Source organism: Olsenella sp. AGMB03486 (genome assembly GCF_040884255.1).
GTDB classification, from domain to species: Bacteria; Actinomycetota; Coriobacteriia; order Coriobacteriales; family Atopobiaceae; genus Olsenella_L; species Olsenella_L kribbiana.
In genome coordinates this window covers 1-26,374 of record NZ_JBEVTM010000024.1, presented here as the reverse complement: position 1 = coordinate 26,374, position 26,374 = coordinate 1, and the positions used below count along the sequence as shown (strand labels likewise).

Sequence of the window (26,374 nt, the reverse complement as noted above, 5' to 3'; positions counted from 1 at the left end):
CAGCCGCAAAGAGGGCATCCAGGAAGGAATCGCACTCGGCCGGCAGGAAGGGGTAGCGCTCGGCCGGCAGGAAGGGTTCGAGCGGGCCAAGAGCATCCTCGCCGAGCAGATGGCCACCCTCGGCATTGACCGAGCGCTCATCGACCGGGTGATGGCAGATGCCGCTGCCTCTCTGAAGGACATGCCACATCAGTAGCAGGAAGAAAGCTTTCCCCATGCCGGATGGCAGAACAGACTTCGCGCTACAACATGCTCCTCACAGATCATGTTCGTTCTGCCTGCCTGCAGACATGCATATCCATTCTGCCTGTCGCGCGTTCCTCCGCATGCTCTGATGTCTGTCTTCTGAATGGCAGCTCAGAAGCTATCCCACACCCCCGTTCCATGAATCTGCAGCTTCCTGTGTCGTCTGGAAAACGCAAGTCCTTCAGAAAGGACAATCATGTCCACTTCAGCAATCGCTGCCGCACTCGGTGCCTATACCCTCTTCATCATTGTCCTGCTCATCCTGCTCGTCGTTGCCTACTGGAAGATGTTCACGAAGGCAGGCATCGCTGGCTGGAAGTCCCTCATCCCCCTCTACAACGTCTATATCGCCTTCAAGATTGCCTGGAAGGACCAGACCGCATTCTGGGTCTGGCTTGCCGCAAACGTTGTCTACGGCCTGTTCAGGGACCATGAAGATGGAGTCTCCGGTGTCATCACGATCGCTGCGGGCATCCTTGCCCTCGTCTGGTGGATGCGCTTCTGCATCAGGCAGGCAAAGTCGTACGGCAAGGGAGCCGGCACCGGCATCGCCGCCTTCTTCCTGCCGAACATCCTGACGCTCTACTACGGCTTTGCCTCCTCCTGCACCTATGCAGGTCCCCAGGACTAGTCGGGAGCACTGCTATGGAAGATGCACAGGACATGGCAGAGAAGCTCGAACGCTATGAGTGCTTTGCCCGAGGCCTGAGAGACGAGCTTGCCACGACGGACCAGAAGCTTCAGACCCTCAAGGCGCAGGGCAAGACGAAGACCGCCACCTACCGGCAGCTCTTTGCAAACCGCTTCATGCTCGAGGAGATGGTCTCGCGCCTCGACGAGGCAGACCTCTGAGCCTGTCTCTCCTCTCGCCAAATGAGATGATGGGTATAAAGAGAGCGTCAGACAAAACACGAGACAAGGGAGATGCCTTACGGAGAAAGAGCTACTTGACTACACTGCGCAGAAGGTCGACGAGATGCTCGCTGCGCCTTCCGCCTCTGCCGATACGAAGAAGTCTGCCCAGGCCTGGAAGGACGCTATCGCAGCCGGCAAGGATGCCGATGCCGCAACGAACACCCTGCTCGATGCTATCAGCGCCCACCAGACCACAATCGACTCCCTCATCGGCTTCATGAGTTCCGACAAGGCGAAGGAGCTCTTCGGCGCAGACGTTGCCGCAAGAAACGTTGCCCACGCAGAGGAGCGCAAGGCCAAGGGCGCCAAGTGGTGCGATTGCGCAGCCTGCAGGCCCTGCCATGAGCTGCTGCACAAGTTCGGCCGTGAAGAGGCAGACGTCTATCTGTGACACGGGAATCAAGATGTACAGGACAAGCAGGCCAGAGGCTGGAGTCTCTGGCCTGCTTTGCTGTATCCGTCTTTGCAGAACTTCGAAAGCCCGCCAATTCAGAAGAAGAGATCCGCCAGCAGACAATCCCGGCTACGCCGCGCAATGCTCGGCATCAGTGCACGCGCAATTTGCAATCATAGCGATGAACAGATCGAAAGCACGGCAACTCGGCGAGAGCAACACAGAAGCCAATCCCATCTATGGTGCGAGATACGTTCCCCACTATTGAGCGGCAGAAAAGCTTGCTCCATCGAAGCGCATCCAGACATGGAGCTGGTCTACCCTTTTCATATTCCCGCATGCCGCAGAAAATGCGATGTCTGGGACCAGAGCATGAAGACAAGCAAGATGCCTCCCAGAAGAGCTGCCGGGCCGAAGCCTTGCCCTGAGCTGCGGCTCTTGCTCCGCTTATGAAGGACACTCCTGGCAGATGGCGTATCATGGAAAAGAGGCGCGATATCCGGAGGCAACATGGGCGAGCTCACTCTTGAGGAACGTGGAAGGCTGATCGTGGATGCATGTCTGAAGCAGACAAGCACCAGCCCCTATCAGGTGTTCATGAACGTGGCACGGCAGGACTTTGTACGCATGCACGGGCCGGAACACCATGTGCTGGATGGGGCGGCACTGCTGAGTGCATACCGCAACGCAGGAGGAGACGTCGACCTTGCTGCTGCACTGGCAGAGCTCATGTCGCGCGGTCTCAAGATGCCTGGCGCCATGTGCGGACGCTGGGGCGTATGCGGAGCGACAGCATCCATAGGAGCCGCGCTCAGCATTCTGGAACAGACAGGCCCGCTTTCAGACGACGACTCATGGGGCAGCCATATGCGCTACACGTCGCGTGCGCTGGACGGCCTGTCGCGCATAGGCGGGCCGCGCTGCTGCAAGCGCGATGCGTATGTATCGCTGCAGACAGCGGTTGACTATGTGCATGAGCGCTTCGGCGTCAGCCTTAAGAAGGACAGCATCGTCTGCGAGTTCCATCCGTACAATGCCCAGTGCCTGGGCAAGAAGTGTCCGTTCTTCCCAAAGACGGAGGCGGATGCCTGACTCATCCGCGCAGCTGCCTGCATCCATGATCTCCAGCAGAAGGCACTCTGCCGCAGATGGCTTCATATACCCATCTCCCAAGACTTCAGCCCCCTGCACCAGAGCCGCCTCTGCAGCACACAGTGCGGCTGACTGTATATCCTTCTTCTCCAAAGGCTCAGACGTATTAGATGGAGCCCATGCATCGGTCCACGCCCGGGGGCAGATCAAGCCACCACGCCCAATCTGCCCCGAAAGGCTTTGCAGGTACTCCTGGGGATTTCTGGATGTGTCCACCCGGCGTGTGCATCTCTTGGGCCGGCAGCCGGATGCATCGCTGGATACGTGCCAGGCACGATGCTGCCGCCGAGGACGTCCGGAGAGACCTTCATATTGCCACGGCAGAAGCTTCAGCCATGCAGAGGATTTCTGGAACAGCAGGTCGCGGGGATGCCTATTCAAGACGTTCAGAAACCTTGGTTCATGTATGCAGGACACAGATAGAAAAGCAGCCCAGAGGCAATCCTCTGGGCTGCGAATGTTTGGTGGGCGTTAGAAGATTTGAACTTCTGACCTCTTCCGTGTCAGGGAAGCGCTCTCCCCCTGAGCTAAACGCCCGATTATCTCTGCTGGGTTGGGGTGCCCTGCAGCAGAAAGATACTTTACGCGAATCGTGGCTCCTGTGCAAGAAAAACTTTCCCAAATCTGCGATTGCCCTTAAATTCGCGGTTTCATCACAGGATCGGGAGCGATGATGCCACCGCCCACGCACTCGAGACCACGATAGATGACCGCACTCTGCCCCGGCGCCACGGTGCGCACCGGCTCTGCGAACGAGACCGTAGCGCTCTTTCCGTCCTCGGAGACAGAGAGCCGAGCTTCGCAAAGAGGACCTGTGTGCCTCGTGCGGACGAGACACTCCCCTGCTTCAGGCGCCGTGCCAGCAATCCAGTGGCAATCTTCGAGCGTGTGCTCTTTCGTCCAAAGTCCCGGACACATCTTGTCTGCCGTCACATAGACGACATTTTCCTTCGTATCGGTTGCCACCACATAGCGGGCAGGGCCGCCTCCGAGATCGAGTCCTTTCCTCTGTCCTACTGTGAAGAGGAATGCCCCCTCATGGTGTCCAAGCACCTTGCCAGTCTCCCACTCGACGATGTCGCCTGCCCTCTTCTCGAGCGTATCGAGCAGGAAGGTACGGATGCCGACAGGACCGATAAAGCAGATGCCATCGGAGTCCGGCTTGGTCTCGATGCCGAGATGGCGCTCTGCGCAGGCAGCACGAACGTCTGTCTTCGAGGAGTAGCCGCCGACCGGGAAGAGAACGCGATTGAACGTCGTGCCGGGCACGCGCCAGAGGAAGTAGGTCTGATCCTTGTGCTCATCAGCAGAGCGAAGGAGCCTGGCAGGTCCTCCATCCGTGAGTGCCGGAGCCGTCCTTGCGTAGTGCCCTGTTGCGATGAGATCGGCGCCTTCCTTGAAGGCACGCTCGGCAAACGTGCCGAACTTCACCGTCTGGTTGCACATCACATCAGGATTCGGCGTATAGCCATGGGCATAGGCATCGACAAGATAGTCTGCGACCGTCTCCTTGTACTCCTTCTCGCAGTCCCAGACTTCAAGATCCACGCCGAGTTTCACCGCTACGCGCTCCGCATCGGCCAGGTCCTCTGCCCAGGGGCACTTGAAGCCAGGAAGGTCCTTCGACCAGTTCCTCATATAGACAGCCGTGACATCGAAGCCCTGCTCTACGAGGAGCGCGCAGGACAAGGCCGAGTCCACGCCTCCGCTCATGCCGAGGAATACCTTCTTGCCCATCATGCCGCCTTTCCCGTACGCGGATCGAGGCCACGCCTTCTTGCCTCTTCCTCGACGGCGTTTCCGATCCTGGCTGCCGCCTCTTCAATGTCCTCTTCTGTCACAGGAGCCCCGAGCGTGATCCTCAAGCTTCCATCTGCCACAGCAGGTGCAGCTCCTATCGCTTCGAGCACATGGCTCTCCCGCATCCGGCTTGCCGCACAGGCAGAGCCTGTGCCGACAGAGACCCCTCTGTCCTCGAGCAGGATCACGAGCCTCCTTGCTTCGAGGCCCGGGAAGGAGATGTGCAGAAGGCCGGGAAGGCGGAGCTTTGCCTTCTTCGGACCCTCGACCTCGGCCCAGGGGAAGCGCTCCAAAAGCTCTTTCTGGAGCCTGTCCCGAAGCTTCTGCTCCCGCTTTGCCTCCTGGGTCCGGTGTGCCGTGGCCTCTTCGAGCGCACAGGCAAAGCCGACAGCTCCTGCCACATTCTCTGTGCCGGAACGGACACCGCCCTCCTGGCCACCACCTTGGAGCAGCGGCTTTATTGCGATGCCGTCCTCGGCCCAGAGAAGGCCGACCTGCTTTGGCCCGTAGATCTTCGCGGCAGAGAGCGTGAGCATGTCCACATGGAGCGATGCCACATTGATAGCAAGGGCATTGACAGCCTGCGAGGCATCCGTATGGAGCCAGAGCGGCATCTTTCCCCCTGCCGCAAGCCTTGACTGCCGCCTCTCTGCGACAAGCTTCGCAATGTCACGGATGGGCTGGATCGTCCCGATCTCGCCGTTCGCAAGAGAGATGGAGATAAGCCCCACCTCAGGGGTGAGCAGCTTCTCGAGCGTCTCCATGTCCACCCGCCCATCCCGATGCACCGGAATCAGCGCATGGTCTTTCGCTTCTGCTGCCGCAAGGACGCTCTCATGCTCTGTTGCAAGCACCAGCACCCTGCCTTCGGCAGAGTTGATGGCAAGGTTGTTCGCCTCGGTCGCGCCGGCACAGATGATGAGGTTGTCAGGCTTGGCGCCAATCTCATGGGCAAGCCGGGACCGGGCCTCTTCGTAGTCTGCCTTCGCCTTCCTTGCAAGCCGATACGGGGCAGAAGGGTTGTAGAACATATCGGACATATAGGGAAGCATCGCCCGAAGCACGGAAGGTGCTACCGGCGTTGCCGCTGCATAGTCGAGATATATCTCTTTCGTTGCATCCATAGAGGGACATCCGCTCGAAGAATCGTGACCGCAGAGGGCAGTGATGCCTGGCTCTGCGAAGTGTGCCAAGATACAAGGCAGCACAAAGGTGTGCTGCATGCGCACCCCATACTACCAAATGCGCAGGAAGGCGGCCTCTATGCCAGAGCTCCTCCATCTCGATGCAACCGATGTCCTCGTCGTAGGGACAGGCCTTGCAGGCATCTCAGCAGCGGTTTCTGCCGCAGAGGCAGGAGCGAAGATCACGCTTGCATCTGCCGGTCCTGTCTTCTCCGGCTCCTCCTTCTCCTCTGCCACCTGGGGCCTCGGCATGGTCGCACCTGAGTCGGCAGCAGACGAGGAAGACCTTGTCCAGACCATTCTCGCGGTAGGTTCAGGTGCGGCAGACCCCGCACTCGTCAGAAGCTTTGTCTCGGGCATCTATCCTGCCATGCAATGGCTCGAAGACCACGGCGTTGCGCTCAGAGCGCCCGATCACCCAGAGGAGCGCGAGTACATCCCCTGCTTCGACCACAAGGCACGCCTCTGGCGAGGGCTAGGCCGGGCCGAGTTCAGAGATGCCATGGCAGCACGTCTCCAAGACCTGGACGTCCATCTCATCGAGCATGCATCTCTTGCACGCTTGAGGAAGGCAGACGATGGCAGCATCCAGGGTGCCATCTTCTTCGACGAGACATCCTCTTCCTTCATCGACGTTCCCGCCTCATCCACAATCCTTGCCACCGGAGGCACGGCAGGCCTCTTCGGCAGGCATATAGGTGCTGACGAGGACACAGGCATTTCCCATGCCCTTGCAAAGGATGCCGGCGCTCATCTCGTGAACCTCGAGTTCATCCAGCTCATGCCGGCAATCCTCACCGAGATGGGCCCTGTCATCTTCAACGAGAAGACGTTCCGCTATCTTGCATTCGAAGACGGAGCAGCTTCCTCGATATCCAGAAATCTCTTCGAGCTCAGGAGCACCCATGGACCTGCAACAACACGGTTGGGAGATGCTGCAATCGATCTTGCGATAGCGGAAGCAGGCGAAAAAGGTGCCCCTGCACACTATGAGAATCTGCCCGACCCCCTGCCCGAGCTCGACCGCACCTACTTCTCCTGGCTCGAAAAGCGCCTTGGCCATCCTCTCGATCAGAGCTTCCGCCTCGCGCTCTTCGCCCATGCAAGCAATGGCGGAATCAGGATCGACCGCAACGGCTGGACCGGCGTCCCCGGACTCTTTGCCGCAGGAGAGGCGACAGGCGGCATGCATGGTGCAGACCGGCTCGGCGGCCTTTCAAGCGCAAACTGCATCGTATTCGGTATCAGGACCGGAGAAGCGGCTGCAAAGACAGCAGAAGGCGTCTCAGCACCTCTTGAAGGCATGGCTGGACTTCCCAGCACATGCTCTCCTCTCGCCGCCAAAGCCCTTCCGGCAATACGCCTTGCCCTCGACAGCGCCTGTCTCGCTCCCCGATGCGAGCATGACCTCGTGGCGGCCCAGAGCTCCCTTCACCTGATCGATGAGGCGATTGCGCGCACCGCACTTCCCACGCAGGATGCCAGAGCCATCTTCCAGACGCTCGAAGCCAAAGCCGCTCTTGCCACGGCACAGGAGATGATCGAGGCCATGAGGAGAAGAAGGGAGAGCGCCGGCAGCCACATCAGATTGGATGCCGGCTGAGGATAGGAGCATTTCGTTTCGCCCCGCAGCAGGCCTAAAAAATCTTGCCGAAAAAAGTTCTTGCACGCACGGCCGCTTTCACATATAGTATTTCCCGCACGCGGGCTTAGCGCAGTTGGTAGCGCGCCACCTTGCCAAGGTGGAGGCCGCGGGTTCGAATCCCGTAGCCCGCTCCATTGATCATCCGGCCGTCCTGCGAATTCTCGTATGTCGGCCTTTTTCATAACGGCGAGATGGCCAAGTGGTAAGGCGCGGGCCTGCAAAGCCCTTACCCCCGGTTCGAATCCGGGTCTCGCCTCCAGGAAAGTTCGGGGACTGCATCTGCGGTCCCCTTTTTGCAGCTCTTCTGATGAATTGGTGTTCCTTCGTTATCATTCCTCCCGCTCAGCCCCTCTCTCAAGGTTTCTGTCGGCTGCTTGTGCCACAATGCTCGAGTTGGCTCAAGAATATGAAGGAGGTATGCGCATGCCGCACAAGATCGGCCAGGCCCGCATCGCCGTCCTCAGAGAGGCAGAAGAGGATTCAGGCGTCGTGGCAAGAAACCTTGCCGGCACGACCGGTGTCCTCGAAGTCTGGGAGTCTGACCACAAGTTCCCCGGAAGGCAGGGCGCTGTCTTCTACTATCCCCTCACCTTCGATCATGAAGGCAACGGCTCCACGGCACGATTCTTCCGCACCGCCTACAACTACCGCTTGACCGATGACGGCAAGACCGCCATCTTCGACAAGGGCGGCAGGAGCGGCACGAATCGCTTTGTCTTTGATATCCAGGGCGGCTTCAAGAACGAGGAAGCAGAAGCCGAAAGCGCGCATGCTGCCGCGCATCCCGGCGAGACGTCTTCCTTCGATGTAGAAGGATCCAGGGACCGCTAGCACGTGCATCTGCTCCGGCGAGAAGGAAGAGCTTCTCGCCGGAGCTTTCTTTCTAGCGCCTTCTTCTCTTCGGCTTCATGAGGTCGAAGAGGAAAAGGTCGTGCGCCGATAGATGGCGCCTCTGACAGCACGCTTCGGATCGTGCACGAACCCCATGCCGCGCTTCCCGTAGAAGGGGTCTAGTGCCCGCTTCATGCGGCGCTTGTACTTTCCCGTCGTCCTCGCGGCAAGCGACTTCTTCCATGAGGGACGCCTCATGCCAAACTTCATGGGAAACCATCTCCTCGAGCCTTCAGCTCCCTGCTCCCCTCTTCAGCTTCCGTTATACGCCTGTCCGGCGACACATCCCGGGATTTCCTGAACCCCCGCATCCACGCTTTCCCCACACATTGAAGATTTATTCTTGCGCTCCCGGCGATATTCGCGTATATTCTTAAACCGCACGCGGGCTTAGCGCAGTTGGTAGCGCGCCACCTTGCCAAGGTGGAGGCCGCGGGTTCGAATCCCGTAGCCCGCTCCATTGATTATCCGGCCGTCCTGCGAATCCTCGTATGTCGGCCTTTTTCATAACGGCGAGATGGCCAAGTGGTAAGGCGCGGGCCTGCAAAGCCCTTACCCCCGGTTCGAATCCGGGTCTCGCCTCCAGAAAAGTTCGGGGACCGCTTCTGCGGTCCCCTTTTTCATGCCGAGATTGCTCATATGTCTGAATCTTGTACCGGAGCTACTGCTGTGCGCTCTCCGGTGCCTGATCGAGCATCTTCACGAGCCTCACCTGCGTGCCCTTGCCCGACGACTTGAGAGAGATCGTGACCTCATCTGCGAGAAGCCGCATGAGCTTGATGCCACGTCCGCGCTCGAGCGTGGAGCCAGATGTCGTCTTCGGCTCCTCCCCCGCCTTCAGCTGGTAGCCCTTGCCGGTATCGGTGATATCGAGCGTCACTCGGTCGGGATAGCAGCTCACGGTCACGAGCGTATAGCGCGAATCGGTGTGGTCGAACGCATTGCCGAGCGCCTCGCCGCATGCAAGCGTCATATCGAACGCCTCATCGGCCGTAAGCATCGTATTCTCGAGAAGATGTTCGACCCGCTGCCTTGTCTCATGCATGTGGTCCGCATCGGAGCAGAGGACCCGTCGCCAGAGCGGCTCGACACGTGGGTCGAGCTCAGGCACCTGCCGCGTCGTGTCAGCCGGAATCACGGGCGCGAAATCGACGACACGCACGCGTCTCAGCGAGCGAAAAGCAGGCTTCGAGACGTTGATGAGGGAAAGGAGGCCTCCGGCGGCACGCATCTTCCGGATCTCGAGCAGTATCGTTGCCATGCCCGCAGAATCGATATAGGTCGCCTTTCCCATGTTCAGGATGATGCGCTTGCATCCCCCGTCGATGAGGGCGTCGAGGTCATGCCGAAGACGCGGTGCTGTCAGCACGGTCAAATCGGATTCCACAGGCAGAACGACTATGTCAGAGGTATGCTCCATGCCTTTTCTATTCCCGAACACGGGAATTCATACACGGAGGGTGGCAGATTGCGCTGGCTATTTTGCAGATGGCGCAGCTTCAGGCCCATCCTGCGTCCTGAGCCCGTCGTAGCGCACAGCGACCATTGCGACATCGTCGTCGAGGTTTCTGGCCGTGAAGGTATCAAGGGTCGCCAGAAGCCGGTCCAGGATCCCATCGAAGCCCTTGGGGATCTGCTGCATGATCGCATCCTTGAGCCCGTCCTCGCCGAAGAAGGCTCCCACAGGGTTCCTGGCCTCGGTCGTGCCATCCGTATAGAGCAGAAGGAAGTCACCAGGATCTGCTGTGGTCTCTCCGTCGATATAGGTCATGTCCTCGAAGGCGCCGACGACACCCGACTGCACATCGAGCGTCTCAAGCTCGCCTCTCTTTGCGCGGTAGAGGATTGCAGGCGGATGCCCTGCGCTGCAGTAGGAGATCTTGCCGCTCTCGATATCGATGAGCCCTATGAAGAGCGTCGCGAACGTCTCGATGCGTGAGAAGCCGAGGAGGAAGTCATTCAGGCTCCTCACCATGCGAGCTGGTGCGAGCCCTTCCCAGGCGTAGGCGCCGAGGGCCGTCTTCACAGCGGCTGAGACCGAGGCTGCCTCGACGCCCTTGCCCGAGACATCGCCCATGATGACAGCAGCGCGGCGCTGGGGCAGACGGATGAGGTCGTAGAAGTCGCCGCCGACGAAGGCATCGGCCGTGGCAGACGAATAGATGCCAGAGGCCGTGAGGCCTTCTACCTCCTGGAGCTCGTTTCTCATGCCGAGCTGCAGGGCCTGCGAGATCCTCTTGTCCTGCATGCGGCGGGCTGTGCCTGCCATGAGCTCGCAGAAGTCGTCTGTGCACTTGTGTATGAACGAGAGCTCGTCGGTATCGAGCGGCTCTGCATCCTGCGGGCGCAGCACCATGAAGGCGACCTTCTGGTCCATGACCTTGCCGGCATCGACGAAGGCACCGATCGAGCACTCGCCGAGGCTGGAAAGCCAGTCGGAGAGCCGAGAGCCCGCATCGATCCGTGCAAGCGCAACCTCGTTTCCGAGCTTCGAGCCGACGATATCCTCTACCTCCATCGGAAGGGCGCGCATGCCATTGTTCGGCAGATACGCGACCGCTGTCGGGCCATAGTCGTTCTCCTCGACCCGGCAGAAGATGCAGCCGATGCCTTCTGCCATCTGGCTGAAGAAGGAAAGCCCGTCTTCAGGCGAGGGCTCCCCCGCTGCATAGAGCTTCTCCCTGAGGTCTGAATGGAGAGCTTCGAGGCGTGCCGCATGCTCGGTGCGCATCTGCGTGAAGGCACCCATGAGCTGGACCGAGAGGTAGCTTGCGACTGCATCGAGGAGGCGTCCGTCCTCCTTCGTCGTCGGATGGAGCCTCTCCCAGCCGACCTCGATGACGGCGATGACATGGCCACCGAACCAGACCGGCACGGCGATGAAGCTGGCAAAGGGCGGCACGAGCTTTGCCGGCAGCTTGTGCGTCTCGTGCGTCTCCTCATCTATGACCTCACGGCGGGACGTGTGTCCGGCCCTGAGATCGGATGTCGTCGGTGCCAGGACACGGAGGCGCAGCGCATGCTCTGAGCGCAGGAGCACCCGGGACATGCCGTTTCTGTAGGAGAGGAAGGGAGGCAGCGCCGAGTCTGCAAGCGAGGCGGTATGGCCCCTCAGATGGAAGCCATCCGGCTCTGCGAGATAGACGAGCGTGCCCGTCGCTTCCATCGTCTCTGCGATCTCTTCGAGCGTCCTTGAGAAGAGCTGGCTCATATCGTCGTTGTCGAGGGTGTCCAGAACGATTCTGAGCGTCCCTGAGAGCCTTCTGTTGGCACGGGTAAGGTCTTTTACCATCCGCTCCTGTTCGCGGCTCTGAGCGACGCTCTCGTCCGCGTCATGGGCACAGAGCACGTAGGTATCGGATGCCGCAGACGTCTTTTCGCACCTGACGCGGAGCTCGAGCGGCATATCGCCCTCGCGCGGCAGGCTCACAAGCACCGAGGAGCCGTCGGAAGGAAATGGCAGCTGCCAGAAGATGCTGTTCTCTCCGGCCTTGGCAAGCGCGGAGATGGCGGGACGCTCGGCTGCGCCATAGGGCTTCGCGAAGAGCTCCTGGATCTGGTGTCCGAAGAGCATCGTCTCCTTCGCCCCGAAGAGCTGGCGTGCCTGCTCGTTTGCCATGATGATCCGGCCCATGCCATCGAAGGCGATGACCGCATCGGTCGTAAGCTCCAGGACAGAGCCCAAGGTCTGCGGAATCGTGGCTGCCCCCAGCCCGTCCAAGGAAACCTTCTTCTCTGCCATGGCGCTCCTCTCTTTTGCCTTCCCCCACTATACCCGAGAGGCCAAGATGCACACGCAGCTTGTGGTTCCTGCCTACGAAAAAAGGGAGCCCCGAAGGGCTCCCTCTGCAAGTTCTGGTGTCGGAGGCGGGACTTGAACCCGCACAACCTTTTAGTCAGTTACTAGCACCTCAAGCTAGCGCGTCTGCCAATTCCGCCACTCCGACATGGGTTAGTGCGGTAGCTATATTAGCACGCACTCATTCCCGACTGCAAGGACAATTTTGAAATTTGTTCCTGCAGCAGAAGATGCCGCTACTCCTTCTCCCAGCCAATCGCGACCGGCTTGAGCGACTCGAACAGCGACGGACCATAGTTGGCAAGGTTCTTCTTCGTGACGACTACATCGGGGCCGGAGTAGATGGGGATGAAGGCATAGGACTCCTGCGCCTTCTTCTCGGCCTCGTTCATGGCCTTGCTCTGCTCTGCAGGATCCTCGACCGTGACGATCTTGGCAAGCTCGGCATCGAGCTCGGCGGAGCCGGCGTGCGTGAAGTTCGAAGCGGACGTGGAGCCGTAGATCTGCGGGGCATTCCACATGTAGGTGTTCGAGGACTGCCAGCCGAACAGCACGATATCCCAGTCGCCGCTAGTAAGCGTCGTCGAGAACTCGGAGGAAGGCTTCGGTTCGATCTCGATGTCCATGCCGGCATCCTTTGCCATCTTCTGGATAGCTGCAGCACGGTTCTTCGTCGTGTTGGAGTCGCCGAAGATCGTGAAGCCGAACGTGACCTTTGCGCCGTCCTTCGCGTAGTAGCCGTCATCGCCCATCGAGTAGCCAGCATCCTCGAGCGTCTTCTTCGCGGCTGCGGTGCGCTCGTCTGCAGAGTTCAGGCTCTTCACATCGTCCGGGCGGTTGTCCTCATAGCCGTCTGCCCAGTTCGGAACAAGGAGCGATCCCGGCGTCTCCTCGGACCAGTTCACGCCCTGCCAGATGACGCTTCTGACCGTTGCCGGATCGATGCACTGGTAGAGTGCCTTGCGGACAGCGACCTCGGAGACAACCGGACGAGTCGTGTTGATCTCGATATTGTAGACGGCCAAGGAGTTCGAGCGGCGGATTGTCGCGTCGTCCATGGACGAGAAGTTCGACAGCATCTCGGAGGAGCCGGACTGGGGCTCGCCTGTGGCGTCGACCTCGCCGTTCTTGAAGGCGTTGTAGAGAGCCTGTGCCTCCATCTGCTTGTACGTGATCTTGTCGAGCTTGGGCTTGTCGCCCCACCAGTTCGGATTCGGCACGAAGACGACAGACGTATCGTCGACAGAGTCGATCGTGAACGGGCCATAGCCCCATTCGGGGTGCGGGTTCACGTTCCAGCCATTCGTGTAGGTGTCGACATTCGTTGCATCGGGATGCATGAACTGGGAGACGATCGGCTCATACGGATAGACCGGCTCGGAGAACGTGATCACGGCCTGCTTGGCAGACGTGCCCTGCTCGACAGACTCGATCTTGTCATAGCCATCGGTTGCAGACGGCGTATAGGAGTCGTTCTTGCCATTCATCAGGGTCCAGACGGACTGCAGCGCACGGTAGTCGATCGGCGTGCCATCGTTGAACTGTGCCTTGTCGGCGATATCGACGGTCACGACGAGCTTGCCGGAGTCCGTGGACGAAGACAGGTTCGAGATGAAGTCGGGATCGGGCGTGAACTTGGAGAGCGTCGCATCGGAGTGCACAGTCTCAGGCATATAGAGCAGCCAGTAGTTGTGCATCTCGACCGTATTGCCCTCGACCGACAGATAGTTCCAGTTCGGGCCGACCTCTGCGGCAGGAAGCACGAGCTCTCCGCCGTCCTGGACATCATCGTAGTCCTTCGGATTGTTGTAGGTCTTGCCTTCCTCCGGAAGCGGCAGCTGATCGAGCGGCGTTGTTGCCGGCGAGCCTGCCTGAGGCTCGACATCGGAAGACGCAGAAGATTCCGAAGAGCTGGACGAGCTGCTGCTATTGCCACAGCCAGCAAGGCCGAGCCCTGCCGCAACCGCTGCAGCCGAGCCAGTGAGCTCAAGGAAGGAGCGACGTGAAAGACTGCTAGACATATTCTCCCCTTTGATAGATGGCTAACAGGTGCATCTAACCATAGCCCAAAAGCAGGAAAATATGTTTCCCTCGTGTAAATGGTGTCAAAATTTAAGGGCGAAGGGCGGCAGGCATGCGCCCGCCGTCACCTTCGCCCTGCAAAAGGCAATCTCTTCGGCTATAGGATCTGCGCCCTTATGCCTCCCAGCCGAGGTTCTTTGCCTCGAACGTCTCGAAGAGCGCGGGGCCGAAGTTCGCAAGCGTCGCCTTCGTGACGATCACGTCCGGGCCGGAGAACAGCGGCAGGAAGGCGTAGGACTGGAGTGCCTTCTTCTCTGCCTCGTTCAGAGCCTTCTTCTGCTCCGTCGGATCCTCGATGGTGATGACCTTCGCAAGCTCTGCATCGAGCTCTGCCGTGCCGTACTGCGTGAAGTTCGAAGAGGACGTCGAGCCATAGATCTGCGGGGCATTCCAGACATAGGTCGTGGAGGAAGACCAGCCGAACAGGCAGATATCCCAGTTGCCGCTCGTCAGTGTCGTCGAGAACTCGGAAGCGGGCTTCGCGTCGATCTCGACGTCGATGCCGGCGTTCTTTGCCATCGTCTGGATGGCGGCAGCACGGTTCTTGACAGTATTGGAGTCGCCGAACGTCGTGAAGGAGAAGGAGACCTTCGTGCCGTCCTTGGCATAGAAGCCGTCGTCGCCCATCGTGTAGCCGGCATCCTCGAGGGTCTTCTTTGCCGCAGACGTGCGCTCGTCGGACTTGAGCGAGTAGACATCGTCCGGCATGTTGTTCTCATAGCCATCAGCCCAGCTCGGAACGAGAAGGGATCCCGGCGTCTCCTCATCCCAGTTCACGCCCTGCCACACGACCGCACGGATCGTGGACGGATCGCACGACTGGCAGAAGGCCTTGCGGACGGCGATGTCGGAAAGGACACCGCGTGCCGTGTTGATCTCGATACAGGCGACAGAGAGGGAGTCGGCGCGACGCACCGTGGCGTCGTCCATCGACGTGAAGTTCGAGAGCATCTCGGCAGAGCCAGAAGCGGCAGTGCCCGTGCAGTCCACCTCGCCGTTCTTGAAGGCGTTGAAGAGCGCCTGGGAGTCCATCTGCTTGTACTGGACGGAGTCAAGCATCGGCGCCTCGCCCCACCAGTTGGGGTTCGGTACGAACGTGACCTGCGTCTCGTCGACGGAATCGACCGTGAACGGGCCATAGCCCCACTCGGCATGCGGGTTGTTGTTCCAGGACAGATACTTCTCCGGATCCGTTCCGTCAGGATGCAGGATCTGGGAGACGATCGGCTCGTACGGATAGACCGGCTCGGAGAACGTGATGACAGCCTGCTTGTCGGAGCTGCCGCGCTCGACGGACTCGACCTTGTCGTAGCCATCGGTGGCAGCCGGCATATACTTGTCGGACTTGCCGTTCATGACGGTCCAGACAGCAGCAAGGGCACGATAGTCGATCGGCGTGCCATCGTTGAACTGTGCCTTCTCGTTGAAGTCGACAGTCACGACGAGCTTGCCGGAATCCGTGGACGACGAGATGTTCGTGATGAAGTTCGGGTCGGGCGTGAACTTCGTGAGCGTTGCATCGGCAAGCACGATGTCAGGCATGTAGTACATCCAGTACGTATGCATCTCGACCGTGTTGCCCTCGGTGGAGTAGTAGTTCCAGTTCGGTCCGACCTCGCCTGCGGGGATGACGACAGTGCCGCCCTGCTTCATCTCGGAGCGGTCCTTCGGGTTGGTGTAGACCTGGCCCTTCTCAGGAAGCGGCAGCTGGTCGGGCGACGTGGTGGCCGGAGAGCCGTTCTGGGGCTCGGTGCCGGTGTCGGTGGCCGTGGTGCCATCCTTCGTGGAGCCCGCTGCCAGAATTGCCGCAAGCGGCAAGGCCGAGGCCTGCCACAGCAGCTGTGGCGCCCGAAAGCTTCAGGAATGAGCGGCGGGATACGTTGTCGTAAAGCATGTTTCTCCCCTGTTCGCTGGAAGACTGCATTACTGGGCAGTCTTTGATGAATCCCAACTTTTCTTAGGATACTGTATCCATGCTCTATAGCCAACGAATTTTTATTTCCGAAACATTGCAGATTATGAGCGCTGATTTTACAGACCCGTATTCGCTTAATTTCTCTTCATACATTTCATCCTGCTCTTTCATTTTCTGCATATATTTCTCCAAGGCTCATTTCAGTCTTCAGAAATTGGTCCGTTTGGACTCTTCTCTGGCATTTTGCATATATCAACCTATTAACTGCATATTGCATGCATACATGCAGATAGAGAAAGAGGCGGCCTCCCCGATGGGAAGGCCGCCTCTGTAAGGACATTTCCGGATGATCTAGAGCTTCGTCGGAAGCAGGGACTCTGCCGGAACGAGCTTGCCGTCCTGATAGACAAGACGCTTGCGCGTGCGCTCGATCTGCGGGTCCGGGATGGGGATGGCGGAGAGCAGCGCCTGCGTATAGGGATCTTTCGGATGCGTATAGACATCCTCGGTCTCGCCGTATTCCACGATCTTGCCGAGGTGCATGACAGCGACCGTATCGGAGATGTGGCGGATGACCGCGAGGTCATGGGCAACGAAGAGATAGGAGATCTTGAGCTCTGCCTGCAGGTCCTCGAGCAGGTTGATGATGCCGGCCTGAATCGAAACGTCGAGCGAGGCAATCGGCTCGTCGAGGAGCAGGATCTTCGGATTCGTGGCAAGAGCGCGGGCGATTGCGATACGCTGGCGCTGGCCGCCCGAGAACTGGGATGGGAAACGGTCGACGTAGTCGGGATTGATGCCGACAAGGTACATGAGCTCGCCGATGCGCTTGTTGATCTTCGCATCGTCCCAGTGCTGGGCCTTGAGCGGCTCTGCCAGGACGTCGTAGATCGGCATCCTCGGGTCGAGGGAGCTCATGGGATCCTGGAAGATGACCTGGAGGTTCTTCCTGAGCTCGCGCCTCTCGCGGTTGTTCTTGATATCGGCGATGTTCTTGCCGAGAACCGTGATCGAGCCGCCCTCGGGCTTCATGAGCTCCATGATCTGCGTCAGCGTCGTCGACTTGCCGGAGCCGGACTCTCCGACGAGCGCCATGGTCTCGCCCTCATGGATCTTGAACGACACATGGTCCACTGCCGTCATGGTTCCCTTGTTCCTGCGGATGAGGCCCTTGCTCTGGATCGGGAAGGTCTTCACGAGGTCCTTGACCTCGAGCACGATCGGCCTCTGGTCGCGCGGCACGTCTGCCCACTTGGCAGGCAGCGGCTCGAGCTCCGGGTACACATCCTGGTAGGTCATGTGCTTGTCGCGGATCTCTGCAAGCCTATGGCAGGAGACGAGGTGTCCCTCCTCTGCCGCAAACGGCTCGAGCTTCGGCTCTATTCTGTGGCACTTCTCCTGTGCCATCGGGCACCTCGGAGAGAACGGGCAGCCGGAAGGGATGGCAGCAAGCGAAGGCGGATTGCCCTTGATCGGGACAAGCCTGTGCTCTGCGGCCACATGAGGCTGCGGCACGGCGCCGAGAAGGCCCATCGTATACGGCTGTGCCGGGCTCGCGAAGAGCGTATCGACCGAGGCGCGTTCGACAGCAGCGCCTGCATACATGACCATGATGTCGTCGGCAATGCCGGCAACGACGCCGAGGTCGTGGGTGATGATGACGACAGCGGCGCCCGTCTCCTTCTGTGCGACCTTGAGGACATCGAGGATCTGTGCCTGGATCGTCACATCGAGAGCCGTCGTCGGCTCGTCGGCGATGATGATCTCGGGGTTGTTCGCGATTGCGATAGCAATGACGACACGCTGGCGCATGCCGCCGGAGAACTCGTGCGGATACGCATCAAGGCGGTCCTCAGGATCGGTGATGCCGACAAGCGTGAGGAGCTCGACGCAGCGCTTGTGCACGTCCTCCTTGCTCATCTTCGGGTTGTGGATGAGAAGGGCCTCTGCGAGCTGGTCACCGATGGAGAACATCGGCGTGAGAGCGCTCAGAGGGTCCTGGAACACCATGGAGATCCTGGAGCCACGGAGCTTCGACATCTCTTCGTCGGTCTTGCCGAGCAGCTCCTCTCCCTTGAGCTTGACCGAGCCCTCGACATGCGCATTGTCGTCGAGAAGGCCGATCAGTGAAAGTGCCGTGACAGACTTGCCGGAGCCGGACTCGCCGACGATGCCGAGCGTGCGGCCGCCCCAGAGATCGAAGTTCACGCCGCGGACGGCGTCGACACGGCCTGCCTCGGTCGCGAACGACACGCGCAGGTCTCTGACCGAGAGCACCGGGTCGCCTTTGGGCGCACCCTTCGGGCCCTTGCTCTCGAGCATCTCATAGGCAAGGACCTCGTCCTTGACCTGGTTCTTGTTATCAGTCATAAGACAGCTCCTGCTCTAGTGCAGCTCGATGGTCTGGGCTTCGGCGTCGGCGTTCTCCTGCTCGTCCTTCTTCTCGTCTTCCTGGTCGCCGACAGAGCCAGCGGCGCGGGAGTAGGGGTCGAAGGCATCGCGGAGGCCATCGCCGATGAGCTGCATGCTCACGCACAGGACGATCAGCACGGCCGACGGAATCAGGACGATCCAGGGAGCCGACAGCATGGCAGAGGAGCCCTGGGAGAGAAGGTAGCCCAGAGAGGTATCCGGAGCCTTGATGCCGAGGCCGAGGAACGAGTAGGCCGTCTCGGAGTTGATGCCGGAGATGACGCCGAGGACGGTGTCGATGATGAGGATGGAGCCGAGGTTCGGGATCAGGTGGCGCACGATGATCTTGAAGGACGGCACACCCATGTATTTCGCAGCGCGGACATAGTCACGCTCGCGCAGTGACAGTGCCATGGTCCTGAGCGTACGGGCATAGCCAATCCAGCCGAAGGCCGTGAGGCCGACGATGAGCATGATCCAGCCCTGCGTGCCGGAAGAGGCGCGCACGATCATTGCAACAAGAAGGAAAGACGGGATGACAAGGAGCATGTCGAGAAGCCACATGCCAACCTTCTCGCCCCAGCCGCGCATATAGGCGATAGCGGTACCGACCGTCGCCGCAATCACCGTCGTCAGAAGCGAATAGGTGATGCCGATGACAAGGGAGCGGCCCAGGCCATGCACGACGCAGGCAAACAGATCGAAGCCGCCGCCATCCGTGCCGAACCAATGGCGTGCATTCGGCGCGACGTTCAAGGCCGTGAAGTCAGGCTCCGTGTAGTCGTAGGCACAGATGAAGGGGCCGAAGATGGCAATCAGGATCATGATGATGAGGATGATGAGGCCAATCACAGCCGAGCGCTGGCGGAAGAAGCGCCTTGCAATCAGGCGCGAATACGTGATGCGCTTGACCTCGGTCGGACCCTGGGAATCTGCCTGGAGTTCGAGCTGGGCATTGGTGAGCCTGCCCTCTTCCTGAGGAGTGTTGTTCTGCTCTTCCATTGCCATCTCCTTAGCTCATCTTGATGCGCGGATCGAGGGCAGCCGCAAAGAGGTCTGCCATCAGAGCGCCCACGAGGGTGCAGGCACCCGAGAAGGCGGCAACGGCAACCGCGCCATTGATATTGTTGTTGTTGATGCAGTTGATGAAGTATTCACCTAGGCCATGGATGGCGAAGATCTTTTCCGTCATGACGGCGCCGGTGAAGATGGAGGCAATGGAGAAAGCGACCTGGACGGAGGTCGGGATCAGAGAAGCGCGCAGGGCATGCTTCCTGATGGCCTGCTTCTTCGTGAGGCCCTTGGCACGTGCCGTGCGCACATAGTCGGCGTGCATCTCATCCAAGAGGTACGTACGCTGGCTCAGGTGGTAGCCGACCGCCGAGATGATCGTGAGGACGATCGTCGGCAGAAGAATGTGCTGCAGGAAATCGATGAATGCCAGGAACATGTTGTCGCCGGCATAGCTCGAAAGACCCGTGACATAGAAGACGCGGGCTCCCGTCTGCTGGTTGATCTCGATTGCGAAGAAGACGACAAGAATGGCCAGAACGACCGTAGGTATGACCATGAAGACGGAGGCAAGCCCGCTCCAGAATCTATCCTGCCACAGGTATTGCCGCTGTGCCGTGTAGACGCCGAGCGAGACGCCGATAGCGATGGAGAGCACCGTCGCGAGCGTCATGAGCTCGACCGAAGCACTGATTCTGCCTGCAATCTGGGAGTTGACGGAATCGCCGTCAGGAGACATGCCCCAATCCCACTGGGTGAGGATGCCGCCGAGCCAGCGCTGATAGCGCTCGAGCACCGGCGTCTTGTCGTTCAGGTTCGTGCGGTCGAGCGACGCCTCGATGGAGTCCTGCGGAGGACGCGGCGTCTTCGACTCGAAGTTCGAGCGCGGACTCATGAACGCGCAGGCGAGGAAATACGTCAGCGAAGTCGCGACAAAGATCATCACGATGTAGCTGAGGATCCTCTTGGTGATGTACCAGATGAATCGTGCCATGGACCTTCTCCTTAGCCACCTGTCCTGAGACAGGCTACGGTATGGCAAGCCTACAAGATGTGCCTCTGCCGGACGCATAGTCACGTTCCAGCATCATGCAAGCTTACACTGTATCACGGTGCAGCACATTTCTTGCATGTTTCATGCAATTGTCCATGGACGGCGCATAAATTCTGATGCAGTTGGCCAAGCATCCGTACATGCCGGAGCAAAAAAATGCCCGGCACCGAAGTGCCAGGCATGAGGAAGGGCTTGCTATGAGAGCTTAGATCGTGCCGAGCGGGAACGTCAGTGCCATGATCAGCACGCAGGCAATGAAGACAAGAGACGTGATGACCGTGAGCCTGTCGAGGTTCTTCTCCCAGATGCCGGAACCGGCAGAGGCATTGTACATGGAAGAAGCGATGAGCTCGGAGACACCCGTTCCCTTGCCGGAATGCATGAGGATGAGGATGCAGGTCGCAATGCCAGACAGGAACAGAAGCACCACGAGGATGATGTTGAGGACGCTCACGGATATCGCCTTTCCCACGTGCCGCCATGCAGCACATCAATATTCAACGATTGATAAGTGTAACACAGAAGCGCTCCCCCACCACTGGAAGGCAAGGGAGCGCCAGAAATGCTACATGCAGCAGATGCTACATCGCAGCCTTCACCATAGCGGCGAAGGAGTCAGCCTTGAGGGAAGCGCCGCCGACAAGTGCGCCGTCGACATCCTCCTTCTCGAGGAAGCCAGCCACGTTGTTCGGCTTTGCAGAACCGCCGTAGAGGACGCGGATGCCGTCTGCCGTCTCCTGGCCGAAGATCTCGGCGAGGGTCTTGCGGATAGCGCCGCAGACTTCCTGGGCGTCGTCAGCCGTAGCGGTCTTTCCGGTGCCGATAGCCCAGATCGGCTCGTACGCGACAACGTACTTCGAAGGATCGGTGATCTCGAGACCCTCGGTGTCCTTCTTGATCTGGTCGACGACGAACTCGACGTGCTTGCCGGCCTCGCGGACCTCAAGCGGCTCGCCGCAGCAGCTGATGGGGACGATGCCGTGGGCCATGAGAGCCTTGGCCTTCTTGTTGATCTCCTCATCGGTTTCGTGGAAGTAGCCACGACGCTCGGAATGGCCGATGATGCAGTACGTCGCGCCGACATTCGTCAGCATGTCGGGAGCGGTCTCTCCGGTGTAGGCGCCGGACTCCTCCCAATAGACGTTCTGTGCACCGAGTGCAAACGGTGCCTTCTTCTGCTCGATGACCTCAGAGACACCCTTGAGATCGACTGCCGGCGGGCAGACGACGACGTCGACAGAGCCTGTGCCATCCTTGAGCTCGGAAGCGAGACCCTCGGCGAGCTCGACGCCCTCCGTATAGGTCTTGTTCATCTTCCAGTTGCCCGCAATCATCCTGTTACGCATCGAGAAGAGCCTCCACTCCCGGAAGAGCCTTGCCCTCGACGAGCTCCATGGAGGCTCCGCCGCCCGTGGAGATCCAGCTCATCTTGTCGGCCAGGTTGAACTTGTTGATAGCAGCAACGGAGTCGCCGCCGCCGATGATGGACGTGCCGCCGAGCGCCTTGACCTCAGCAACGGCACGGGCGACTGCCTCGGTGCCATGTGCGAACTGGTCGAACTCGAAGACGCCCATCGGGCCATTCCAGAACACCGTCTTGGCGCCCTTGATGGCATCGGCGAAGAGCTTCTCGGTCTTCGGGCCGATGTCCATGCCCATGCGGTCGTCGGGGATGTTGTCGGATTCGACAACCTCGCCCTTTGCGTCCTCGCCGAAGTGATCGGCAACGACGTTGTCGACCGGAAGCAGGACTTTGACGCCCTTCTTCTCTGCCTTCTCGAGCATCTCCTTGGCGCGGTCGACCCAATCCTCTTCCTTGAGGGAGGTGCCGACAGAGTGGCCCTGAGCCAGGAAGAACGTGTAGGCCATGCCGCCACCGATGATGAGGGTGTCAGCAGAGTCGATCAGGTGATCGAGGACGCCGATCTTGGAGGAAACCTTGGAGCCGCCGACGATTGCGACGAACGGACGCTCAGGCTCAGCGAAGATCGAGGTCAGGGTGTCGACCTCCTTCTCGAGCAGGAAGCCTGCGACTGCCGGGATGTAGGCAGCCGGGCCCACGACGGAGCCCTGTGCACGGTGAGCCGTGCCGAAGGCGTCGAGCACGAAGATATCGCCGTAGGAAGCGAGCTTCTTTGCAATCTCCGGATCGTTCTTCTTCTCGCGCTTGTCGAAGCGGACATTCTCGAGGACGAGGATGTCGCCTGGCTTGACCTCGGAGACGGCCTTCTCAGCCTTCTCGCCGTAGGTGTCGTCGACGAACTTCACGTCGTAGCCAGTAAGCTCAGCAAGCTTCTCGGCTGCAGGCTTGAGGGAGAGCTCGGGCTCGGGGCCATCGCCCTTGGGGCGGCCGAGATGGCTCATGAGCACGATGCCGGCACCGTGCTCCTTCAGATACTTGATCGTCGGGATAGCGGCCTTGATGCGGGTGTCATCCGTGACAACGCCGTCCTTCAGGGGCACATTGAAGTCGACGCGCATGAGGACGCGCTTGCCCTCGACGTCGACGTCGCGAACTGTCTTCTTGGTGAAAGCCATGTTCACTCCTCCTAATGGAAAACGTACCTAAAAAAGAGGCACGGCCGCGGCCCGAAAGCTGCAACCGCGCCTCCAAACTTCTGTGCGAAACGCGACTTAGGCGACGAACTTCTCGAAGTACTTGATGGTGCGGACCATCTGGGACGTGAAGGAGTTCTCGTTGTCGTACCAAGAGGTGACCTGGACGAGGCTCTGGCCGTTGCCGAGCGGGTTGACCATGGTCTGCGTTGCGTCGAAGAGGGAGCCGTAGGTCATGCCGACGATATCGCGGGACACGATCTGGTCCTCGTTGTAGCCGAAGGTCTCCGGAATCTGCTCAGAGTAAGCCTTCATTGCAGCGTTGACGCCCTCGACCGTGACCTCCTTGTTGACGACAGCATAGAGGTTGGTGAGGGAGCCGGTCGGCGTCGGAACGCGCTGAGCAGCGCCGATGAGCTTGCCGTTGAGCTCAGGAAGAACAAGGCCGATTGCCTTTGCAGCACCGGTGGTGTTCGGGACGATGTTCTCTGCGCCAGCACGGGAACGACGGAAGTTGCCCTTGCGCTGCGGGCCGTCGAGAATCATCTGGTCGCCGGTGTAAGCGTGGATCGTCGTCATGATGCCGGAGACGATCGGAGCGTAGTCGTTGAGGCCCTTTGCCATAGGAGCAAGGCAGTTGGTCGTGCAGGAAGCGGCGGAGATGATATCGTCGTCAGCGGTCAGCGTCTCGTGGTTGACGTTGTAGACAATCGTCTTGAGGTCGTTGCCTGCAGGAGCGGAGATGACGACCTTCTTGGCGCCAGCGTTCAGGTGAGCCTGAGCCTTTGCCTTGGAGGTGTAGAAGCCGGTGCACTCGAGGACGACGTCGACGCCGAGCTCGCCCCAAGGCAGGTTGTTGGCGTCAGCCTCCTTGTAGATCTTGATGGTCTTGCCGTCAACCGTGATGGAGTCCTCGCCAGCGGTCACCTCATGGTTGCGGGAGTAGTTGCCCTGCGTGGAGTCATACTTCAGCAGGTATGCAAGCATCTCCGGGGAGGTCAGATCGTTGATTGCGACGATCTCAGAGCCCTCGTGACCGAACATCTGGCGGAATGCCAGACGACCGATACGACCAAAGCCGTTGATAGCAACCTTAACTGCCATGCTTTCTCCTTTCGCGAGGTCGTGCCGGAGCTTCTCTCCGCCACTGACCTTCTTCCAATTGGAATGTTACCGCTAAATGTCTGACTCTATTCGGATTATCTTGAGACCGTTCGAAAATCGGATTCGAGACGACTCAAATGTCTACGGATGCGTAGACATACAAGACCTCCTTTCCGTCTCGCTCAAGACAAAACCGCAGGTCAGAAGAATTGTGTCCATTCTTTGAAGACGCAATGCATCAAGCAGCCAAAAATCTACCCCGCAATCGGCGGGCGGCAGCTCAGCCGCTATAAGCGGCTCTTCTCATCCGTCTCATCAGGCGCGTCCCCGCGGGCTTCCTTTACAAGCGCCTCGAGGCGCAGAAGCCTGTGATAGAGGGCCGATTTCGAAGCCGGAGGCGTGCACTGCTGCCCTAAGGCCGAAAGCGGGAGCTCGGGGTAGGCACGCCGCACACGGCAGAACTCGCGGATAGCCGGAGGCAGGTGCCGAAGTCCTATGAGCTCTTCTGCCTCGTCGATGAGTGCAAGCTGCTGCACAGCGGCATCGGACGATCTGTTCGAGTTGGCGATCTCCGCATTCACGCGGCGGTTCACATCATTCTTGACCGATTTCATGCGCCGAACGGCCTCGACCGCATGGGCCGAGCGCTGAGCCCCCATGGCCTCGAGCAGGCGCACGATGTCCTCGAAGCTCTTGAGATAGATTGCAAAGGCGCCGCGGCGGCGGTTGAGCCTCGCTGCCACGCCGACGGTCTCCATGAGGGAGACGATGCCTTGGGCAAGGTCCTCTCCTGTGACGGCAATCTCGAGATGGAAGTCGCCTCTCGGATCTGCAATGAAGCCTCCCGCCATGAATGCCCCTCTGAGGAATGCATTCCGGCAGCACTGCCGCGTCAGGAGATGGTCGGGCAAGCCCTGCGCAAGCCCCTGCCCCGGCACAAGGATGCCCAAGGTCACGAGATCGTCTGCAAGCTCTGGCTGGTCCGGTATCTCGATCAGGTAGTTCCTCGTCTTGTGGAGCACGGAGTGACGGACCGTAAGCGACGTATCGAGGTCGAGGAGCTTGTGCGTGTACTTCACGACCGTGCGAGCGACGGCACCGGTCTCGGTCGAGATGCGGATCGCATATCTCCCCTGCCCGGAGAAGGAGAGGCTCCCCGAGACGCGGATCAAGGCTGCAAGCTCGGCAAAGGGGCACATGTCGCACGTGCCCTCCTGGCGCGAAAGCTCGTCTTTGACCTCAGCCGTGAATGACATGGCTACATTCCCTTGTTCTGGGCGACATCTGCGCGCGGCAGGTCACGGTGCGCGATCGTCACCTTGTAGCCGATGCTCTTGAGGTAGTTCGCCGTCGCCTCTGCAAGAGCGACCGAGCGGTGCTGGCCGCCCGTGCAGCCGACCGCGATCGAGAGCTGAGGCTTGCCTTCAGCCACATATCCCGGCATCACAACATCCAGAAGGCGGCACCATGCCTTCAGGAACTCCTTCGTCTTCGGATTGTCGAGGACGTAGTCCCTGACCTTGGGGTCAAGGCCCGTGAGATGGCGCATCTCGGGGTCGTAGAACGGGTTCGGCAGGAAGCGCACGTCGATCATGAGGTCTGCCTCTGCCGGCATCCCGTACTTGAAGCCGAACGAGAAGACCGTGACGTCCATGAGCTGCTGGTCGGAAAGGTCGGAGAACGCATGCTGGAGCTGCGAGCGCAGCACCGATGTCCTCATGTGCGATGTGTCGATCACAAGATCGGCCACATCCTTCGCCTTCGCGAGCTGCTTGCGCTCGCGCTCGATAGCATGCTCGAGGCTCTCCCCCTCGAAGGCCAGAGGATGCCTTCTTCTGTTCTCCTTGTAGCGGCGGATCAGCACCTCGTCCGATGCTTCGAGAAAGACCACCTTGTACGTGAGCTCATGGGCAGAAAGCTGCGTCAGCGCATCCGAGAGCTCCTCGAAGAGACCCTGGCTCCGAAGGTCGCTCGTGACCGCAAGATGCCTTCCGACGCCGGAGTTGATTCCGACAAGCTGGGCAAGCTGGAGGATGAGGCGCGGCGGCAGGTTGTCGAGGCAGTAGTAGCCCATATCCTCGAAGGCATGGAGGGCCTGTGTGCGCCCAGATCCGCTCATGCCCGTGATGATCACGATGTCAGGCACGCGTGCTGCCGCTTCGGCCGCACGCATCTGCTGCCCTGCCTTGTCCATGCCCTTGTCCTTCCTTCTGG

22 protein-coding genes, 6 tRNA genes and 2 pseudogenes are annotated in these 26,374 nt (G+C 59.7%); 11 read left to right on the top strand and 19 right to left on the bottom strand.

Annotation, left to right across the window (positions count from 1 at the left end; all coding sequences use genetic code 11):
* The 5 genes and pseudogenes from ABVS03_RS10170 to ABVS03_RS10150 form a co-directional block, all read left to right on the top strand.
* Positions 1-196: pseudogene (locus ABVS03_RS10170) on the top strand (hypothetical protein); the annotation flags it as partial.
* Between the two features lie 246 nt (positions 197-442).
* Complete coding sequence (locus ABVS03_RS10165) at positions 443-877, top strand: DUF5684 domain-containing protein (protein ID WP_368019011.1); 435 nt, start codon at positions 443-445, stop codon at positions 875-877.
* A gap of 14 nt (positions 878-891) precedes the next feature.
* Complete coding sequence (locus ABVS03_RS10160; protein ID WP_368019010.1) at positions 892-1,098, top strand: hypothetical protein; 207 nt, start codon at positions 892-894, stop codon at positions 1,096-1,098.
* Between the two features lie 124 nt (positions 1,099-1,222).
* Positions 1,223-1,552, top strand: a complete 330-nt coding sequence (locus ABVS03_RS10155) for a 3-hydroxyisobutyrate dehydrogenase (protein WP_368019009.1) — start codon at positions 1,223-1,225, stop codon at positions 1,550-1,552.
* A 513-nt stretch (positions 1,553-2,065) separates the two neighbouring features.
* Positions 2,066-2,647: a DUF5714 domain-containing protein gene (locus ABVS03_RS10150; protein ID WP_330971178.1), complete on the top strand. Its 582-nt coding sequence runs from the start codon at positions 2,066-2,068 to the stop codon at positions 2,645-2,647.
* A 522-nt stretch (positions 2,648-3,169) separates the two neighbouring features.
* Here the strand turns inward: ABVS03_RS10150 and ABVS03_RS10145 are convergent.
* From ABVS03_RS10145 to ABVS03_RS10135, 3 genes are all read right to left on the bottom strand, one after another.
* Positions 3,170-3,244: transfer RNA gene (locus ABVS03_RS10145), tRNA-Val, on the bottom strand.
* Between the two features lie 99 nt (positions 3,245-3,343).
* Entirely contained in the window at positions 3,344-4,444 is a 1,101-nt protein-coding gene (gene mnmA, locus ABVS03_RS10140; protein ID WP_368019012.1) for a tRNA 2-thiouridine(34) synthase MnmA, read from the bottom strand.
* Positions 4,444-5,631 carry a cysteine desulfurase family protein gene (locus ABVS03_RS10135; protein ID WP_368019008.1) on the bottom strand — a complete coding sequence of 396 codons (1,188 nt, stop codon included), beginning with the start codon at positions 5,629-5,631 and terminating at the stop codon, positions 4,444-4,446. Before ABVS03_RS10135 ends, mnmA begins: the two co-directional genes overlap by 1 nt.
* Before the next feature lie 139 nt (positions 5,632-5,770).
* On the opposite strand from ABVS03_RS10135, the gene ABVS03_RS10130 reads away from it, so the two are divergent.
* The 4 genes from ABVS03_RS10130 (at position 5,771) to ABVS03_RS10115 (ending at position 8,167) form a co-directional block, all read left to right on the top strand.
* Positions 5,771-7,294, top strand: coding sequence for an FAD-dependent oxidoreductase (locus tag ABVS03_RS10130; protein ID WP_368019007.1), 1,524 nt, complete (start codon positions 5,771-5,773; stop codon positions 7,292-7,294).
* 100 nt (positions 7,295-7,394) lie between these two features.
* A tRNA-Gly gene (locus ABVS03_RS10125) sits at positions 7,395-7,470 on the top strand.
* Between the two features lie 51 nt (positions 7,471-7,521).
* Positions 7,522-7,595 (top strand) — tRNA-Cys (locus ABVS03_RS10120).
* 164 nt (positions 7,596-7,759) lie between these two features.
* The gene (locus tag ABVS03_RS10115) at positions 7,760-8,167 is read left to right on the top strand and encodes a hypothetical protein (protein ID WP_330971182.1); all 408 of its coding nucleotides are present in this window, start codon (positions 7,760-7,762) and stop codon (positions 8,165-8,167) included.
* Between the two features lie 75 nt (positions 8,168-8,242).
* Here ABVS03_RS10115 and ABVS03_RS10110 read toward each other — a convergent pair whose 3' ends face one another.
* Positions 8,243-8,437, bottom strand: coding sequence for a hypothetical protein (locus ABVS03_RS10110; protein ID WP_368019006.1), 195 nt, complete (start codon positions 8,435-8,437; stop codon positions 8,243-8,245).
* Positions 8,438-8,611: 174 nt separating this feature from the next.
* Between ABVS03_RS10110 and ABVS03_RS10105 the strand changes: the two genes are divergently transcribed.
* Both ABVS03_RS10105 and ABVS03_RS10100 read left to right on the top strand, forming a co-directional pair.
* Positions 8,612-8,687, top strand: a tRNA-Gly gene (locus ABVS03_RS10105).
* Positions 8,688-8,738: 51 nt separating this feature from the next.
* Positions 8,739-8,812: transfer RNA gene (locus ABVS03_RS10100), tRNA-Cys, on the top strand.
* Between the two features lie 76 nt (positions 8,813-8,888).
* Here the strand turns inward: ABVS03_RS10100 and ABVS03_RS10095 are convergent.
* The 15 genes and pseudogenes from ABVS03_RS10095 to rapZ all read right to left on the bottom strand — a co-directional run bounded on the left by ABVS03_RS10095 (position 8,889) and on the right by rapZ (position 26,354).
* Positions 8,889-9,647, bottom strand: a complete 759-nt coding sequence (locus ABVS03_RS10095) for an ATP-binding protein (protein WP_368019005.1) — start codon at positions 9,645-9,647, stop codon at positions 8,889-8,891.
* 57 nt (positions 9,648-9,704) lie between these two features.
* Positions 9,705-11,969: a SpoIIE family protein phosphatase gene (locus ABVS03_RS10090; RefSeq protein WP_368019004.1), complete on the bottom strand. Its 2,265-nt coding sequence runs from the start codon at positions 11,967-11,969 to the stop codon at positions 9,705-9,707.
* Between the two features lie 114 nt (positions 11,970-12,083).
* Positions 12,084-12,174: transfer RNA gene (locus ABVS03_RS10085), tRNA-Leu, on the bottom strand.
* Positions 12,175-12,262: 88 nt separating this feature from the next.
* A complete protein-coding gene (locus ABVS03_RS10080; protein WP_368019003.1) occupies positions 12,263-14,047 on the bottom strand; it encodes an ABC transporter family substrate-binding protein in 1,785 nt (594 codons plus the stop codon).
* A 175-nt stretch (positions 14,048-14,222) separates the two neighbouring features.
* Positions 14,223-15,926 carry an ABC transporter family substrate-binding protein gene (locus ABVS03_RS10075; protein WP_368019002.1) on the bottom strand — a complete coding sequence of 568 codons (1,704 nt, stop codon included), beginning with the start codon at positions 15,924-15,926 and terminating at the stop codon, positions 14,223-14,225.
* Positions 15,927-15,951: 25 nt separating this feature from the next.
* Positions 15,952-16,002, bottom strand: a pseudogene (locus ABVS03_RS10070) (twin-arginine translocation signal domain-containing protein); the annotation flags it as partial.
* A 372-nt stretch (positions 16,003-16,374) separates the two neighbouring features.
* Positions 16,375-18,393 (bottom strand): dipeptide ABC transporter ATP-binding protein, encoded by a 2,019-nt coding sequence (locus ABVS03_RS10065; RefSeq protein ID WP_368019001.1) that lies wholly within the window; start codon positions 18,391-18,393, stop codon positions 16,375-16,377.
* 15 nt (positions 18,394-18,408) lie between these two features.
* Positions 18,409-19,437, bottom strand: coding sequence for an ABC transporter permease (locus ABVS03_RS10060; protein WP_368019000.1), 1,029 nt, complete (start codon positions 19,435-19,437; stop codon positions 18,409-18,411).
* A gap of 10 nt (positions 19,438-19,447) precedes the next feature.
* Positions 19,448-20,440 (bottom strand): ABC transporter permease, encoded by a 993-nt coding sequence (locus tag ABVS03_RS10055; protein ID WP_330971190.1) that lies wholly within the window; start codon positions 20,438-20,440, stop codon positions 19,448-19,450.
* Between the two features lie 265 nt (positions 20,441-20,705).
* Positions 20,706-20,954 carry a preprotein translocase subunit SecG gene (gene secG / locus ABVS03_RS10050; protein ID WP_330971191.1) on the bottom strand — a complete coding sequence of 83 codons (249 nt, stop codon included), beginning with the start codon at positions 20,952-20,954 and terminating at the stop codon, positions 20,706-20,708.
* Positions 20,955-21,081: 127 nt separating this feature from the next.
* The gene (gene tpiA / locus ABVS03_RS10045; protein WP_330971192.1) at positions 21,082-21,846 is read right to left on the bottom strand and encodes a triose-phosphate isomerase; all 765 of its coding nucleotides are present in this window, start codon (positions 21,844-21,846) and stop codon (positions 21,082-21,084) included.
* Positions 21,839-23,038 carry a phosphoglycerate kinase gene (gene pgk, locus ABVS03_RS10040; protein WP_330971193.1) on the bottom strand — a complete coding sequence of 400 codons (1,200 nt, stop codon included), beginning with the start codon at positions 23,036-23,038 and terminating at the stop codon, positions 21,839-21,841. The genes tpiA and pgk overlap by 8 nt, the downstream gene beginning before the upstream one ends.
* 96 nt (positions 23,039-23,134) lie before the next feature.
* Complete coding sequence (gap, locus tag ABVS03_RS10035; protein ID WP_330971194.1) at positions 23,135-24,160, bottom strand: type I glyceraldehyde-3-phosphate dehydrogenase; 1,026 nt, start codon at positions 24,158-24,160, stop codon at positions 23,135-23,137.
* A 287-nt stretch (positions 24,161-24,447) separates the two neighbouring features.
* Positions 24,448-25,416: a DNA-binding protein WhiA gene (whiA, locus tag ABVS03_RS10030; protein ID WP_368018999.1), complete on the bottom strand. Its 969-nt coding sequence runs from the start codon at positions 25,414-25,416 to the stop codon at positions 24,448-24,450.
* A 2-nt stretch (positions 25,417-25,418) separates the two neighbouring features.
* On the bottom strand, positions 25,419-26,354 hold the full coding sequence (gene rapZ, locus ABVS03_RS10025; RefSeq protein WP_330971196.1) for an RNase adapter RapZ: 936 nt from the start codon (positions 26,352-26,354) through the stop codon (positions 25,419-25,421).
* Between the last annotated feature and the right edge of the window lie 20 nt (positions 26,355-26,374).